Source organism: Endozoicomonas ascidiicola, from assembly GCF_001646945.1.
Taxonomy (GTDB): Bacteria; Pseudomonadota; Gammaproteobacteria; order Pseudomonadales; family Endozoicomonadaceae; genus Endozoicomonas; species Endozoicomonas ascidiicola.
Window position 1 is genome coordinate 780,743 of the sequence record NZ_LUTV01000001.1, and the last position, 16,494, is coordinate 797,236.

A 16,494-nucleotide genomic window follows, 5' to 3' on the forward strand; every position below is an offset into this window, starting at 1 on the left:
ACATATAACGAATAAGCATTAAGAAACTTCGATGGTTATATGGGCTCTTGAAGCCTTTGATACCAAGGCGAAAGGTACTTTCCGGCTAAGCACTATGTAAGTTTCCCGCACCATGGCTCTTGGCGCTAATTGCATTCTGGTGAGAAACCAGGCTGTCAGCCCAGCCATAAATACGCTGGATAATAATCGCAATGAGCCCGTCGCAAATCCTGCCAGCGACGAGGCGATATCCTGTTCAATGAAGATTTCTCTCAAACTGTTCAGAGGGCTTGCAAGCTGAGTGAACGCAGTGACAAAGGCAGCCGCAGACTTGGTTTTCAGGCTGAGCTTTCCGGCCTCCAGCTTTGTAATTTCGCCGGAGAGCACATCACCATTGTTCATCCAGACCATGTCAGCCTCAGCGTTACTATTCAACAGGAATAACAGCAGTGACGCAGGAGCTAGCCGATATAAATATCTCTTGACGTGTAGCCTTTTAGTTATAAAAAACAACTGTCAGCCCACCTTCGAAATTGGAAGTGTTCAATTTTTTCAGACCCAGTTAGTCAATTTTTTGATMTAACCACCCACCAGCGTCTATAACACACTATTATCAATAGATTGAGTACTTTATTTATAGTAACTCACTGATATTAGAAGGTTTATCCGTAATCACCCAGATGGTAGCCCTTTACAGGAAGTTCAACGGAAAAAAATAATGAGCAAGGACAGAATTGAGTCATCTCAGCAATCGAATGCAGAGCTTTTTCTAAAAGAGCTTGAGAACGCTTTTAATRCTAAAAGAACACCTATTGCAAAATATAATGGTCGAACAGCTAAGGCATACATTTCAACAGAAAAAGATAAATCCCATCAGGGCAATGCTGCATTATCTAAATTTGCACAAAGCATCATACATGATGAATTAACCTCTGCACTTTCAAACTCAACAAATAAGGAACTTCGCAAACGTTTAATCTCTGTCATCAAGAATGAGAACTATACACTTTGCAGTAAAGAAGAAAAAAACAATTTAGAGTCAGAGTTAAAAAAATCTATAGAAAAGGCCAACAGAAACATTCCTGATAAAAATAAAAAACCACCATTAAAACCTAAGCCAAAAAACCTCCCAGTTAATAAAAACAATTCTTTAGATAAAGATGAATCTGAGAATCATCAAAAAAAACCTGACAGAAACCATCCCAAAAACAATCATTCAGAACAAGCTACTATCAAACCTACAGAAGCAATAAAAACCAACACACTAAATACAAACGGTAATGAATTTGCCGAACCAATTGCACTAGTTGAGGCTGATCTTGGAAGTATAAAAAAATCATTATTCTGGCCTGAAGTAGCTTCTCACTCTCCATTAAATAGCTCGACAAGTTCACTGGAAAGCAAAATACCATGCAGGGAAAACCTTGGAGGAAAAGGCTGGTTTCTAACAAAAATGCAAAATGCAGGGCTACCTGTTCCACCGTTCAACGCATTACATCAGCAGCTATTTTCTGATATTGAGCATCACCCACTCAGCACCGATCTGATGAACACCTTTTTTCCCGAGTTGCTACCTAACGATCAACACCCCATCAGTATTAATAAAATAAAAGAGCGCATTCTCTCACTTCCCCCTTATGATACAAAAAAGCGCGCTAACCTCATTACCCAATTAGGCAAGTGCATTAGCAGTGAAGAATTTTATAATAATGTTGCGAATATGCCGGGCAGTAATGAAATCAGAGGCCTCTTTTCGCAGTTACAACAGACACAGCCTGATGCAGCATTTATCGTCAGAAGTTCTGGTATTAAAGAAGATGGTTATGGCGATGCTCAGGCAGGTAAATACGATTCCCATGTTCACTTGACAGGCGATATCGTAAAAACATGCCTTAAAGTGATGGCATCTGGCTACCGTTCTGAAGTCTGTCCACCGCAGGGAGTTCCCCAGCCTATGGCCATGGTGATTCAATCCTGCATAAAGTGCAGTTATGGTGGTGTCATTATCAGCCATTCATCACTGCAGGATGACACTATTCAATTGGAATACACTCTTGGCCAGCCAAAGGGCGTGGTTGATGGCAAATTCGGAGTAACGCCCCATCAATACAAACTTCAGCGCAGCAGTAATACAGGCAGCGATCAATGGATTGAAGGTAATATCTCTCAGTATTTCGTACTTAACAAAACAGACCATGGCTGTTCTGAAGATCCGGTTATAAACACCAATACTGATAAAGAGAAAGAAAAACTCTCACCAGCACTACTTCAAGAAATAAAACAGCATATCGAAACACTTGAAAATATGCTGTGTTGCCCGGTCGATGTCGAGTTTGCCGTTGATCTGAACGGTAAGCTGCACATTGTTCAGGTTCGACCAGTAACGCGCCTTGCTGGCGGTAGTAGTTTTGACACGTCGGCTCCAACAGAGGCACTTATTGATGGCACATTGGTCAGCGAAGGAATCATAAGCGGACCCGCTATTTCTTTGCATGAAAAGGTTGACCCTGATTCTATACCCAAAGGCGCCATCATCCATGTTGAAAATGCTGAAGACTGGATGATTGAGCCTGATGTCCTTAAATGTGTTGGCGGCTTCATTTTAAAAGATGGTGGTACTAACGATCACGTCGCTATTACGCTCAGGCAGGCGGGTATCCCTTGCCTGTTGGCTGGTGAACAGTTCAAAGAGCCAGACGGTTCTGAAGTCACGTTAGTTGCGGGTCTGTTTCATGGCAAGAAAGGTGCCTACCTGTTATCAGGAAACCACACAGAAGACTGGCAATCAAAACGAACAAATCTGGTGCCTGATTATACTGCCGCATTAGCTCAATCAAAAGCCTATAAAAAATCGTCCATCACATTCAAAACGCCAGATCAGGCTTTTCATTGGCTGAATCAGCAGAACGACAAACTGCTTACCTATTTTGAATCTGAACGCTTGTTTAATGCAGCACTTGCTCCTGAACAAAGCAAGGCATTGAGCATGAACCCTAACAGGTCTGAGGTCTTGTCACAGTTGAAAGAAGAGGTGGAGCATTTTCTTGAGGAAACTGAGCAATTTATTCAAGGCTACGAAGCCTTTTTGAACATGGCCGGAGACACTAAAAATAAAGAGCTAGATCATTATCTAAAAGAACTTGAACCACTGAAAGCCTCAATGCTAGCAATACGGACAGCCTGCACAGAGCAGGTTGAAAAACTGCTGACCGGCCTCACAGATGGACATGAAATACCAGACCAGCCTATCGACTTCAAACAGTGGTTGGGTAACTGTAAACAGTTGAAAGGCTTGCTTCAAAACCAACAACAACCAAGCAGCCCTCAAGAAGTTCACACTGCACATGAAATGATTATGTTTCTGCACAAGCGATTTGTTGCAGCGCTGGAACCGATAGCCACCAACTCCAGCATGGGAGACGTTGAGCTACAGAATAAGACAAAATGGATCAGTTTCTCAAATCCAGATGATGAAGGCTTCCTGAACGATGAATGCAAAGCCAGTATTGCCCGTAATTTTAAAGAGATTGATAGTACAGTAACTCAACTTCCCACAGCTTGTATCATCACATCACAAAAGGGTGCCCATTTATCAACTATTGGTATGTATGAGAAAGCAGAAGGAGTTAAAGGACGAAAAATTCGTTTATCTATTGCTGAGAATTTACGTACTGAGCCAGGCCCCGATGGCAGATGTAAACGCTTATGGTTTCTGGCCTCTCTACTCAAAGCGATGAAGCTTGATGAAGAAGCAGGCAACATGAGTATTACTTTTAACCCCGTATCTGAAAAGCTGGAAGTCGAATGCTGCAACTTCAGATCTAAAGAAGCAATGACTCAGGGCTTCTTAAAGATTGTATCTGCTATACCTGTGTTAGAAAATCTACACTATGGACTTAAACATAATAACCTAGGAAAATATGAATTTTCACGCCCTTTCACTGAGTGGTCCAAAGAAACATTGGCAAAAAAAATAGAAGATATTAATACTTCCGATGAAAATCCAGATAACGATTTTTCGCTAAAAAAAGCATTATATTTCCTTGTTAATAACAATCAAGCAGCAATACCTGAAGACAATCCTTTTGTAAATTATCTGCCCGAAGACATGAAAGTTTTTTATCGTGTATTTTATAACACCACTAATAATGACTGGCCTGAAAAAGACATATCAGAAAGTGAATCAGCTAAAATCGAAATAATTAAAAATACAGAACATCTACCACTTGAAGACGCAAGTAGAATAAGAAAGGATATCTGGCAGATTTATTTTGCAAATAAAGACACGATCGATTTAATACCAAAAGAAATTTTAAAAGAACTTATCATGGAGAACATTGACAAACCAATGCCCTGCCTTGAATTTGCAGACAATACAATAAAAAACTCAAAAGAATTAGTTAAAAGAGCGGTTTATTCACGCTGTACAGACTTCAGAAATGCTCCAAAAAAATTCAAAGATGATGAAGAAATTGCAGGAATTGCTATAACAAAATCTGGATCGCAACTTCAGTACGCAAGCGATAAATTAAAGTCAAATAAAGACATTGTAATAAAATCAATTCAACACAAAAACCATGATAACGGTTTTAAGCATGCCAACCAAGAATTAAGGGGTGACAAAGAAATAGCTTTACTAGCGATAAAAAATTACTCTGGAAATATTCAATATATCAGTGATGAATTAAAAGATGATGAAGATTTTATTAAAGCGGCACTAAAAGGGTCCCGTAAGGATGATGGATTATTACAATACGCTGGAAAGAATTGCAAAAACAACCCTGAAATCATAAATCTGGCACTTGAGCATGATACAACTAACTCAGATTACATTGGTGAAGAGTTAACAAATAATCCTGAACTTATTCTACCTATTATAAAAAGATATCCCAAACTTTTCACCATATTAGGACCTCAATTGCGCAATGATAAAAACATCATGCTTGAGATAATACATATAAATAAAGATGCTTGTAGGATATGTGGAGAGGAATTAAGAAATAATGAAGAATTTGTTCGTACAGTAATAAAGACAACACCCGAAGCCTACAACATTACTGGGAATAATTTTCTCAAAAACGAATCATTCTTACGCTCAGTCGTAACAGAATATCCTGCCACCTATCCATTATTAACTCGTGCATACAGTTTGGCGAACTCACCATTAAGAAACGATGAAGCATTTGTACGTTCTATTATGTCACAGTACCCAGAAGCCTACAAAATTGCAGGATCCATGCTACGTAACAATGAAACTTTCATGCGCTCAATAATTGAGACAGAGCCCGAAGCCTACAAAATTGCAGGGGATAATTTACGCGATAATGAAGATTTTATGCGCTTTATGATATCTAAACACCATAAAGCCTACAAAAGTGCGGGTTACAATCTCTGCAAAAATGAAGACTTTATGCGTTTTATGATATCTAAGCACCCTGAATCATATGAAGAAGCAAATTACAAATTATGTGAAAATCAAGATTTTGTACGCTTTATGATACCTCTGCACCCTAAAGCTTACAAAATGGCAAGTAGTGATTTACGAGATAACAAAGCCTTTGTTCTATCTTTAATGGAATCAGACCCAGAAAATTATAAGGTAGCTGGTAAAAAGTTACGCAATAACGAATCATTCATGCTTACGATGATGCAGATCAACCCTGATGCATATGAAGTTGCGGGAGAGCGTCTTAGAAATAATCCAGCCTCCATTGCGATGATGATGCAGATCAACCAGAATGCTTTTCATGTTGCATCTCAAGAGGTTAAAGCGTCAGAGGATTTTCTGAATCAAGTCAGAGAAAATTTCCCGAGCTTTAAAGTATAGATTCCTCGTCTCAGAGTCTAGGGAGCGTTACTAACTGGCCATCCAACCAGTTAGTAATGCTCCCTAAATGCCAAAATTATTCTTTCAGCCATAACGCTGATGAAAAATTGTGAACTCTACGTTAGTCTCCAGATAATATAGTTGTAACTGTCTGGAGAGTCTGCATTGGCTRCACCTTTTACCCCCACCGAAATCTGGTACTTGTTAAGCCGTATACCGGAAGGTCATGTCGTGACCTATGGCCAGCTTGCTGATATGGCAGGKGCACGGGGTTATGCCCGGGTTGTGGGCAATATTCTGATGCAGTTGCCTGCTGGCAGTGACCTGCCATGGCACCGAGTCATCAATGGCAAAGGCGAGATTTCTTTTCCAGAGGGTAGCAGCCGCTATAACGAACAGAAAAACCGACTGGAAAAGGAAGGTGTGACGTTTTTATCCGGAAGGGTTAACCTGAAAGCCTATCGATGGCATGGAGAGGGTTAACATGGAAGGCGCTCCGGAAGACATTGCTCTGGCAGTTGAGATAATCCGCCAACTTGAAAACCTGAATTACTCCGAAGAAAGTATCCTTCAGGCCATGATTATGATTTTCAGGGATACGTTGAACAAACTTCCCGACGACGACAGTCGTAAATATTGGCAACAGAAACTAATCACTGAAGTGATGAATGCCTCAGAAAAACCTGCCAGTGGAACYCATTAATTCTTGGSTTCCACTGATTCCATCAGCCGCCCTACGTACGACACCAGCCAGAGAACAGGCAAACCAAGCATCGCTGAACCGATAAARAACATCGGATAATCCACCGCATCGACAAAGGTGCCGGAATAACCTGCCAATAGTTTTGGCATCAGCGTCATCAGTGAGCTGAAAATGGCGTACTGCATGGCGGTGAATGCCCGGCTGGTAAGGCCCGAGAGAAACGCAATAAACGCGGCTCCAGACATGCCACCACTGAGATTATCTGCAGCAATCACAAGGCTGAGAGAAAGGCTTGATGGCTCAAGGTTGGCTAACACAGCAAACAGCAGGTTTGATAACGCCGCCAGCAGCGCACTGACCCAAAGAATTCTCAGCACACCGTAGCGAACCGCCATCACGCCGCCAAGGAAACCGCCAGCAATGGTCATAACCAGACCGAAGGTTTTGSTGATGGTGGCAATCTGCGCTTTTGTATAGCCCATATCGTCGTAGAAAACATTGGCGATGGTACCCATCACCACATCGGCAATCCGGTAAGTGCCCACCAACAGCAGTATATAGAATGCGACCTTGCCATAACGTTCAAAGAAGTCAGCAAAAGGGGCTATATAGGTTTCCCGCACCATGGCTCTTGGCGCTAATTGCATTCTGGTGAGAAACCAGGCCATCAGCCCGGCCATAAAAACGCTGGATAATAATCGCAATGAACCCGTCGTAAATCCCGCCAGCGACGAGGCGATATCCTGCTCAATGAATACTTCTCTCAAGCTGATCAGAGGGCTTGCAAGCTGAGTGAACGCAGTGACAAAGGCAGCCGCAGAGATGATAAACAACAAGAGGAAGCGCAAATAATCCACCACACTGCGATGGGACTCAGCAGCGCGCTCATTGTTGACTGGCTCATCAATCACTAAGGTCGTAATAAGGCCAATCAACATAAAGCCTGCCATACAACGATAAGCCCATGCCCAGGCCTGGTAGTCGTAAATACCATCTGTGACGGTAAACCAACTCGCCAATGCCAAAGCACCGGCACCCGCCACAATCATGCCAATGCGGTATCCGGCAATATAGGCAGATGACATCATTGCCTGAAGCTCGTCATCCGCCGCTTCAATCCGGTAGGCATCAATCACAATATCCTGTGTTGCTGAAGAAAACCCCAACATCACAGCACCGGCTGCCACCCAGAAAAGGCCATCCACCGGGTTATTAGCTGCCATAAACAGCAAGGCTCCAACGATGGCCAGCTGAGATACGAGTAACCATGAACGACGACGACCTAACCAATGGTTTAAAACCGGGAGTGGAATGCGATCAACCAACGGCGCCCAGACAAATTTGAACGAATAGCCAAGCGCCGCCCAGCTGAAAAAGGTCACAGCACTGCGCTCCACTCCCGCTTCGCGAAGCCAGAGAGAAAGGCTGCTGAAAATCAATAGAATAGGAAGACCGGCAGAAAAGCCGAGAAACAACAAGGCAGCGACTTTCGGGTTTAAAAAGCTTCGACAGGCGTCGCCCCAGCTCTTCGATGTATTGGCTGACAGCCCCATTCCTTTTTCTCCGAAAGCTTTTTGATTTATTGCGTAGGTTTCATAGTGATAAATCCCTCGTTCCCATGCTCCAGCGTGGGAATGCATACCCGCACCCCATACTAGCAAGGAGTTACGTCATATCAGAAACATCTGTATGCATTCCCACGCGGAGCATGGGAACGAGGCTTCTGGAGTTTTGCGACAACTTCAGTACCGTGGGAACGAGAAGAGAGTTAATCTCTGAAGTTGTTAAACTGCAATGCCATATCCAGTTCCTGTTCCCGCAGGAAAGCAATGACGGTTTGCAGATCATCCCGTTTCTTACCGGTTACCCGCACCTGCTCACCCTGAATGGCGGCCTGAACTTTCAGCTTTTCATCTTTAATCAGTTTGACAATTTTCTTGGCCAGATCTTTTTCCAGCCCCTGACGCACTTCAACGTCCTGCTTGATCTGTTTACCAGAGCCGTAGTGATCCTTCACTTCAAGACATTTAACATCAATGCCTCGTTTCACCATTTTGGTTTTCAGCATTTCCACCATCTGAGCCAGCTGGAAGTCTGCATCGGTGGTCATAACGATGGTCTTTTCACCGCTTTTTTCGTAGCTGGCATCCACACCACGAAAATCAAAGCGAGTGGTTAATTCACGATTGGCCTGATCAACCGCGTTGGTCAATTCATGCATATCCACTTCAGAGACGATGTCAAATGAAGGCATAGTGCAAAACTCTCCTGAGGGTTTATAAATAATTGCCCTCTATTGTATACCCAAAGGATTTCAAGTTGCTACGCGGCGGCAAGTGAATGAAGAACCGTGAGCCTACAAAAAGTAGGTGATCGGGGTGAGCGAGTGCAGCCAACAAAGTAGCAACTTGAAAGGCGACGGGTATATCCGGGAAAATGCTGCCTTAGGCAACATTATTGATCACGACCTTTTAACCGAAAGCCAATCTTCACTGTCACCTGCCAATGTGCAATCTTTCCGTCGTCGATATGACCACGGGTTTCCACCACTTCAAACCAGCCCATATGATCAACACTCATGCCTGCGGCAGCAATTGCATTCTGAATAGCATCGTCACTGCTTACGGTGGAACTGCCGACCAGTTCGGTGAGTTTATAAGTGTGACCCATAGTATCTCTCCTTATCGTTTATGGAAAAGCTATCTGAGTATAGGCAGCAAATGATAAACTTCGCCGTTTTATTCTGTTGATTATGAACGCTTTGCCCCAAGAAAAATGGTACATTCTCGGCGCCGGCAGCATTGGCTGCTTATGGGCAGCATCACTCTGCCGTAAAGGGCTGCCCGTTACTCTGATTCTCAGAGAGCATCGGCTGAAGAGTAAACAACATCAGCAAGCGTTAACACTTTCGGCTGAGGGTGAGATACATCATTTTCAAATTCATACGACAACGCCAGCACACCTTAATCACCCGATTTCCCGATTGATTGTTTGCACAAAAGCACAGGACGCTTTACCTGCTTTAGAATCTCTCCGACCGCATTTAGCGAATACGTGCAACATTCTTCTGCTGCAAAATGGCATGGGCAGCCAACAGGCCATTGCCGAGACTTTTCCTGACCACACTATCTGGGCGGGTAGCAGCACCGATGGCGCTTATTTAGAAGCGCCTTTTCATGTTGTTCACGCCGGCAAAGGACGTAACTGGATTGGCCCAATGACAACGTCACCTCCAGGTACTTTTGATGAACTGCTGAACAATTTTCCTCTTGCTGTAGAAACCTGTGAGCACATAGAGGAAAAACTCTGGCAGAAGCTTGCTATCAATTGTTGCATCAATGGTTTAACGGCATTATTCAACTGTCGCAATGGTGAATTGCTGGATGGCGCAGAACGTCAACAGCAGCTTGAACACCTGATAGAGGAAACCGCGCTGATTCTGCAACAATCAGGAATGGAGAACCCACACCTCAAAGAACAGGTCTTCAACGTTTGCCATGCAACCGCTAACAATATCTCCTCAACCTGTCAGGATGCCCGACTGGGAAGAAAAACCGAGCTGCCATTTATCAACGGCTTCCTTATCAACAGAGCCAGCGCATTGAACCTGCCGTTACCTGCTCACCAATCGCTGCTACAACAGCTGCGAGAGAAAAACATTGAATAGCAGACTCTTCGATCTACAAGAATCTCTGCATTCTCTTTATAATCCCCCGAAATTTGAATAAAAGCCGGCAGTACCATGACTTCTTTTTCCTTGCCCGACACATTGCTCACGCTTCTTCCGGACGCTATCGACAGCAATGTCCGACAGACCCTTGCTGAAGACATTGGTTCAGGGGATATCACCGCCTCACTGATTCCGGAATCCCAAATGGCCGAAGCCCGAATCATCTGCCGTGATCGTGCGATCATTTGTGGTCGCCCCTGGGTAGACGAAGTATTCCGTCAGGTTGACCCTGATGTTCAGCTGGAATGGCAGGTAGAAGAAGGCGAACAGGTTGAGCCCAATCAAACCTTGCTCACCCTGAAAGGCAAAGCCCGCAGCCTGTTAACCGGCGAACGCAATGCCATGAACTTTCTCCAGACGCTCTCTGGCACCGCCACCCGTTGCCGGCACTATGCCGATCTGGTGAAGAACACCCAAGTTAAACTGCTCGATACCCGAAAAACCCTGCCCGGGCTGCGAGTTGCCCAGAAATACGCCGTTGCCGCTGGCGCCTGTTTTAACCATCGCATTGGTCTATTTGATGCGTTCTTGATTAAAGAGAACCACATCGCAGCCTGTGGCGGCATTGCCCAGGCGATTGTTAAAGCCAGAGACATCGCGCCCGGCAAACCGGTTGAGATTGAAGTGGAAAGTATGGATGAGTTTCGCATCGCCCGGGAAGCCGGTGCCGATATCATCATGCTGGATAATTTCCCACTCCAACAGCTCAATGAAACCGTGAAGCTCAATCAAACGCTGACTGGAAAAGCACCAAAGCTGGAAGCGTCTGGCGGCATCACAGATCAAACGTTGCTGCCTATTGCTGAAACCGGTGTGGATTTTATTTCCATTGGCACGCTGACCAAAGATTGCCAATCGGTGGATTTATCCATGCGGATTATTGATTAATGGCTAACTCCATTCCCATGCTTCATTAAGTATGGGAACGGGGTGTGACGTTTTTTTCGTTTTCATGTTTTAATCAAAGTATGAAAACAATAACCACTATTGCATTACTTCTGCTGCCATTCACTGTCTTTGCACAGCCCTGCCCTGAATGGAACAAACCGGCAGCGACAGCCAATATGCAAAGGCTGGTGCAAAAGATTCGTTATCACGATGATCTGTATTTTAACCAGAATTCCCCGGTTATCAGTGATGATGAATACGATTCCCTAACTCGGAAATTGACATTTTGGAAACACTGTTTTCCGGATATCCCGGTAACTAAGCAGCCTCATAAACCCAATGACAAATATACGATTCTTCACCATAGCCCAATGGGAAGCCTGAAAAAGGCTTCGGATGAAAAGGATGTACACCACTTTTTAGACAGCCTGCCAAATCAGCAATTACTGGTACAACCAAAAATCGATGGCATTGCCGTTGAATTAATTTACAAGAATGGAAAGCTCACCAGCGCGTCGACCCGAGGCAATGGGGAATATGGTATGGATATTCTTCAGCATATTGAAAAAATACCAGCGATCCCAAAAGAGATACGCTTCCCTTCGCAGCCATTGATTGTTCTTCATGGTGAATTGTTTATTCGATTAGATCAGATACCCGATACACTACTTGAGTCGTCAGCTTCTGCACGACATTTTATCGCTGGTCTTGTTAACCGGAAAACACCTGACTCAAAACAGTTGCAGTATGCTGACTTCTTCCCCTGGCACTGGATAAACAGCCCTTATGAAACAGCATCCGAGTCTATTACACAGCTGATCCGATTCGGATTCAGTGCTCTACAACAGAACACTTTCCCGGTCACAACTTTTGAAGAAATCGAAACCATACGACAACGTTACAATAATAAGAAGCAACCTGACTTCCTGATGGATGGCATCGTGATCAAAGCCAATGATCTGAAATTTCGACAAGATGCGGGCTGGGCTGGTGATGCGCCCTACTGGGCCATAGCCTGGAAGTTTCCACCTGAAGTCGGGATCACAAAGGTTCAGAATATTGAATTCAACATTGGCAGGACAGGCAGGATTACACCTGTTTTGCACTTAAAACCTGTTGAGGTTCAAGGCAAAAACGTTTCCCGACTGTCTCTTGGAAGTGTTAAAAATATACAGATGAAGGACATAGCCATCGGCGACCAGATCAGCATCTATTTGAAAGGAGGCGCTATTCCTGTTTTCGGAAAATCACTGTTTCGCCCCGAAGAAAGAAAAACACCTGTCATACCAACCACAGACAAATATACACCTGTGACATGCCTAAGCTATTTTCCCGACTGCGAAAAACAGTTTCTGGCGCGCATGAAATGGCTAACAGGTTCGCAAGGTTTGAACATGGCAATCACTGGCAATGCTATTCAAGAATTAATCGCTGCAGGGCATATCAAAACACTGGCTGACATACTTCAACTTGAAAAACATCAACTATTAGAAGCTGGTATCCATCAAGATGATATCCAGAAGTTTACTGCCCCTAAAAGCCTTAAGCAGCAAATTCGCGCCTTGGGTATTCCGGGGCTTGGCGGGAGTACATTGAATAAGCTATTACTCTGCATTCAAGATATTCGGGAGTTACTGTACGACGATAAACTGGAAGAATGTCGTACTAAAGGCTTCAAATTACAAGAAATGATGAGAATTTATTTGGATCAGCAAGCAGTAAGACAATTGATAAGAAGTTTGCATTCCCATGCAAGCCACGAAAGGCATTAATGCATGAGAATGCGCTATCACATAATTTATGATTGATTATGGGATTTTGGCGTAAGCATCTGTGTTACACAAATCACCATTAGATGTACCAGTGCAGCCCTTGGTCCATGTCCAGTTACCGGTACCAACAGTCAGTACTGGGGTCAGGGTAATGGTTTGAGCAACAAACAGTCCACCAGGCGTGATGGTTATTACGCCATCGGTTACGCCTGTGATTTTTGTGCTGGTACCAGGAATACCGTTTGAACCTGCATCACAGTCAGCAATGGCATTGCTTTGAAGGCAAATACTCACTGCAGTCTGATACGGCTTTGATTCAGAAATAGCCGCTGTTGCTTCGGCGTTACGGGTATAGTTCTGATACTGCGGAATCGCAACCGCTGCCAGAATACCGATAATCGCCACGACGATCATCAATTCAATCAGGGTAAAACCTGACTGCTTTTGCTTAGACATCCATGTTTTCATAGCCTTTTCCTCAACGTTGGGTTATTCGCGGTACTGCCATCCATTGCAGCCTTGTCGGCATTGGCCTGCAGCCCTTTAATAAGCCTAGGAAAGGCATATCCGTTCCGCTTCAATTCACAAAGAAACCCGTCGACCCATTGTTCCGCCCGTCAATAAAAGCACTCTTTTGTCCTCTTATTTTCTGCTGATTGACCGATAGACAGATTAATGTCGGTTCGGTGCTCAGGGTGGGAAGATGAACTTTGAAAATAGAGTGTTGGTGAGGGATCGTTATCAATCCTGGGTTTTACGAGGCGGGCTATTGCTGATTGTCTTACTATCCGCGGTGGTGGTTACCTTTGCCAGTATGCAATACCTGTATCAGCAACAGGTGGAGCGTTATTTCTCAGCGATCAATGAAGCGGAATCTTCTGTCGATGAGGGTTCATTGATTATATCCACGGCAGACCACTGGATTACGGCGTCAGGTATAAAAAAGGACATCTATAAACCTCTGCTGGATGAGAGGCTGGGGGCTTATCTAAGCCACCGTTATATCGGGTGGCATAGCAACTATAAAGACTGGCTCAATAGCCAGAATGGGCGTGCGTTCTTTTTGATGTATGAAGTGCAGTATGAGAAAGGGAGCAGTGAAGAGTCGTTTCTGTTTAATGGGTTTGACGCTTCACGGATTTTGGCGCGGGAGGTGATGGTTAATTGATGTGCTGAAAGCTTTTTGTTTATGAATGCAGTGTTCCCAGAAACGCGGTTGCCATACCACCAAGTTTAGCGGCTGCCGAAGGCAATACGCTGGATTTTTTATGTCCTGGCTTGCCACGAGATATCAATTTTCCGATGTTGCGTCACACAGTCTTTAAGGTAAAGATTGATGAGGCTTTGATAGGGCACGCCTGTTTCTTCTGCCATCTTTTTAAAATAATCTATAACATCTTCACCAAGCCTCATGGTGACTGGTTTTTTCAGTTTTGAAGCATATGGGTTCTTGCGGGACTTCATTTTGGACAGATCATATTCATCTTTCATGACAACCCCCCTTCATAGTATTTGCGCTCATTATTCGTAGCTTTACGTGCTGAGATAATGCGAATTGATTGACCAGAATCTCTCTCACAATGACAAACAAGAAGAACTCTTGATTCATGACTAAGACCAACCATTAAAAATCTATCTTCAAAGCCTGAATTTTCTTCATCAAAATATTGGATGGCATATTCATCATAAAATACGCTCTTTGCCTCCTCAAAAGAGATACCATGCTTTTTTAGATTGGATAAGTCTTTAGACTTATCCCATTCAAATTTAACCATAAATACATTGTATGTACTGAATATGTTTTGGTCAAGATACCTCGTTCCCATGCTCCAGCGTGGGAATGCATACGAGAACCATGCGTTTACTCCAATGTGTGGAATCGTACAGCGTTTCAGTTTGCTTTGAACTTCTTGGACTGGGGGGGGGGGGGTTGGTGCTTTTCTGTGGAGGCGGTTTTGCTGCGGGTTGGGGTAGGCATTCCCACGCCGGAGCGTGGGAACGAGGTCAATCTCAAAGAATGGGAACGAGATAAATTAAGAGGTATGCATTCCCACGCAATACCCAAAGGGCATAAAAGCATGGGAACCAGGGCTTTTGCGACAACCTCGGTCACCGTAGGAATAAGCTCATAAATGAAGAAAAACCACTATCTCGTAAAATCACCATTCAGCCAAAAGCGCGGAGCATTCATTTCCCAAAGTAAATAAAGGTCGTATTCCCCAAGATAAAACTCTTTATAGAAAACCCAATAAAACGTAACAAGTAAAAAAAGTAACAGCACTGCCCATAGAATTTTTTCCAACCAATGAAGCGGCGCCCGAACAACCCCAACCTCTTGATTGTGAAAACTGATAGCACTGCCCACAATCACCACCAGCAAAACCTGGCTAAGAGGCGTGATAAAAACACCACTGAGCTGAGCATAAAGCCCAGACGTTAGTAGCGACATAAAAACAGCCACCTGAACCAATGCAGAATGATCGGAGACAGTCTCACTGGCTATACGTTGCCGAACACCCAAAAGATAGCGAACGCCACCATAAACCGATAACCCAATCATCAGCAACGCTGCAGGGCCTCCCCACTCACTTAACCATTGCAAAATAATATTGTGCGGCGAACCAATACCCGTGCCCTGAGTAATGTAATGTTGCGGTCCAATGCCTAACCATGGTGACTTTATAAAAGCATCCAGCGCTACCTGCCATAGATGCAAACGACCAGAACTCCCAGAATCCAGCCTGTGTAAAATGCTTTCGTCCGATAAGCCATGCCCAAGTAATAAAGGGACAAGTTGAATCAGCAAGAGATAAGCAAGCCCACCAAACACAAACGCCTTAGCATGAACTTTCAGAAGTAGTTTCGCCTGCGGTTTAAAAGCCAGTAGCGTGATAAAAGCACTGGCAATCATGGCAAGCGGCAGTCCCCTGACCGACGTCACCAAGAGATAGAAATACAACACTGACAGGCCAAACCAGCTCAAACGCTTAAACACGCCTTTGGCAAACAGTGGCAGTAAAGCTAGCAGAGGAATCAACCACCCTTGCACATGGTTGAATGTTCTGGGGTTGGAATACTCGTGAATCGAGTACATCCATGCTTTGGGTTTAAATTGGAGATATAAAATGTACTGGAAGAAATAGCCAATGGTGTAAAACAGCAAGCCAATACTGATAACCCAAAGCCACGGGATGATTAATTGTTCATTATTTCTGCTGATTGATACGACAATGGTCATGCAAAACAGCAGGGCGTAAAGTCCAACTTCCTGCAGTCCTTTTGCTGGGTAGGCTGATAGCAGGCTTGATATTGTGCCCAAGATGAAGATTAGGGCTAAGCCAGCTCTTACTTTTGGCGGAATGGGTGAGAGGCGTTGTGATAAATCTTGGCGAAATTGACTACCTGAGAAAGATTGATGAATGATAAACAATAAAGAGGGTAAAACAGTAACTATTAGCAGCACGCGTTTGGCGTTAAAGTCCAATGGGCTGAAGGGGAAAGATATTAATCCTGTTATCAGCAGGCAGGACAAAAGTGCAAAGATAATGAAGAAAGGTGAGTGTTTAATGATACCCACTAGGACGTCTGGTCTTAT

General features: G+C 44.0%; 15 protein-coding genes. 7 read left to right on the plus strand and 8 right to left on the minus strand.

The features are described from left to right. Nucleotides 1-18: 18 nt before the first annotated feature. Nucleotides 19-414, minus strand: coding sequence for a hypothetical protein (locus AKL11_RS03170; protein WP_157673386.1), 396 nt, complete (start codon nucleotides 412-414; stop codon nucleotides 19-21). 283 nt (nucleotides 415-697) lie between these two features. Between AKL11_RS03170 and AKL11_RS03175 the strand changes: the two genes are divergently transcribed. The 3 genes from AKL11_RS03175 to AKL11_RS03185 all read left to right on the plus strand — a co-directional run bounded on the left by AKL11_RS03175 (nucleotide 698) and on the right by AKL11_RS03185 (nucleotide 6,509). Beyond that, nucleotides 698-5,806 (plus strand): DUF4116 domain-containing protein, encoded by a 5,109-nt coding sequence (locus tag AKL11_RS03175; RefSeq protein ID WP_067515144.1) that lies wholly within the window; start codon nucleotides 698-700, stop codon nucleotides 5,804-5,806. A gap of 165 nt (nucleotides 5,807-5,971) precedes the next feature. Continuing rightward, a complete protein-coding gene (locus AKL11_RS03180; protein ID WP_067515145.1) occupies nucleotides 5,972-6,289 on the plus strand; it encodes an MGMT family protein in 318 nt (105 codons plus the stop codon). A gap of 1 nt (nucleotide 6,290) precedes the next feature. Further along, complete coding sequence (locus AKL11_RS03185) at nucleotides 6,291-6,509, plus strand: hypothetical protein (protein WP_067515146.1); 219 nt, start codon at nucleotides 6,291-6,293, stop codon at nucleotides 6,507-6,509. Here the strand turns inward: AKL11_RS03185 and AKL11_RS03190 are convergent. From AKL11_RS03190 to AKL11_RS03200, 3 genes are all read right to left on the minus strand, one after another. After that, nucleotides 6,506-8,149 (minus strand): AmpG family muropeptide MFS transporter, encoded by a 1,644-nt coding sequence (locus AKL11_RS03190; RefSeq protein ID WP_253705161.1) that lies wholly within the window; start codon nucleotides 8,147-8,149, stop codon nucleotides 6,506-6,508. The two genes, AKL11_RS03185 and AKL11_RS03190, sit on opposite strands and share 4 nt — an antisense overlap. Nucleotides 8,150-8,277: 128 nt before the next feature. Then, entirely contained in the window at nucleotides 8,278-8,763 is a 486-nt protein-coding gene (locus tag AKL11_RS03195) for a YajQ family cyclic di-GMP-binding protein (RefSeq protein ID WP_067515147.1), read from the minus strand. Between the two features lie 200 nt (nucleotides 8,764-8,963). After that, nucleotides 8,964-9,179 (minus strand): dodecin, encoded by a 216-nt coding sequence (locus AKL11_RS03200; protein ID WP_067515148.1) that lies wholly within the window; start codon nucleotides 9,177-9,179, stop codon nucleotides 8,964-8,966. Nucleotides 9,180-9,261: 82 nt separating this feature from the next. Between AKL11_RS03200 and AKL11_RS03205 the strand changes: the two genes are divergently transcribed. The 3 genes from AKL11_RS03205 (at nucleotide 9,262) to AKL11_RS03215 (ending at nucleotide 12,899) form a co-directional block, all read left to right on the plus strand. Further along, nucleotides 9,262-10,176 (plus strand): 2-dehydropantoate 2-reductase, encoded by a 915-nt coding sequence (locus AKL11_RS03205; RefSeq protein ID WP_067515149.1) that lies wholly within the window; start codon nucleotides 9,262-9,264, stop codon nucleotides 10,174-10,176. 75 nt (nucleotides 10,177-10,251) lie between these two features. Further along, nucleotides 10,252-11,127 carry a carboxylating nicotinate-nucleotide diphosphorylase gene (gene nadC / locus AKL11_RS03210; protein WP_095210124.1) on the plus strand — a complete coding sequence of 292 codons (876 nt, stop codon included), beginning with the start codon at nucleotides 10,252-10,254 and terminating at the stop codon, nucleotides 11,125-11,127. Between the two features lie 80 nt (nucleotides 11,128-11,207). Next, complete coding sequence (locus AKL11_RS03215) at nucleotides 11,208-12,899, plus strand: DNA ligase LigA-related protein (RefSeq protein WP_157673387.1); 1,692 nt, start codon at nucleotides 11,208-11,210, stop codon at nucleotides 12,897-12,899. Nucleotides 12,900-12,935: 36 nt separating this feature from the next. Here AKL11_RS03215 and AKL11_RS26400 read toward each other — a convergent pair whose 3' ends face one another. Continuing rightward, nucleotides 12,936-13,367, minus strand: coding sequence for a pilin (locus AKL11_RS26400; RefSeq protein WP_095210125.1), 432 nt, complete (start codon nucleotides 13,365-13,367; stop codon nucleotides 12,936-12,938). 235 nt (nucleotides 13,368-13,602) lie between these two features. On the opposite strand from AKL11_RS26400, the gene AKL11_RS03225 reads away from it, so the two are divergent. Further along, nucleotides 13,603-14,067: a hypothetical protein gene (locus AKL11_RS03225; RefSeq protein WP_067515151.1), complete on the plus strand. Its 465-nt coding sequence runs from the start codon at nucleotides 13,603-13,605 to the stop codon at nucleotides 14,065-14,067. 98 nt (nucleotides 14,068-14,165) lie between these two features. Here the strand turns inward: AKL11_RS03225 and AKL11_RS03230 are convergent, their stop codons facing one another. From AKL11_RS03230 to AKL11_RS03240, 3 genes are all read right to left on the minus strand, one after another. Continuing rightward, the gene (locus AKL11_RS03230) at nucleotides 14,166-14,390 is read right to left on the minus strand and encodes a CopG family antitoxin (RefSeq protein WP_067515152.1); all 225 of its coding nucleotides are present in this window, start codon (nucleotides 14,388-14,390) and stop codon (nucleotides 14,166-14,168) included. Next, nucleotides 14,387-14,674 carry a BrnT family toxin gene (locus tag AKL11_RS03235; protein ID WP_067515375.1) on the minus strand — a complete coding sequence of 96 codons (288 nt, stop codon included), beginning with the start codon at nucleotides 14,672-14,674 and terminating at the stop codon, nucleotides 14,387-14,389. The genes AKL11_RS03230 and AKL11_RS03235 overlap by 4 nt, the downstream gene beginning before the upstream one ends. 371 nt (nucleotides 14,675-15,045) lie before the next feature. Then, entirely contained in the window at nucleotides 15,046-16,137 is a 1,092-nt protein-coding gene (locus AKL11_RS03240; RefSeq protein WP_067515153.1) for an O-antigen ligase family protein, read from the minus strand. Between the last annotated feature and the right edge of the window lie 357 nt (nucleotides 16,138-16,494).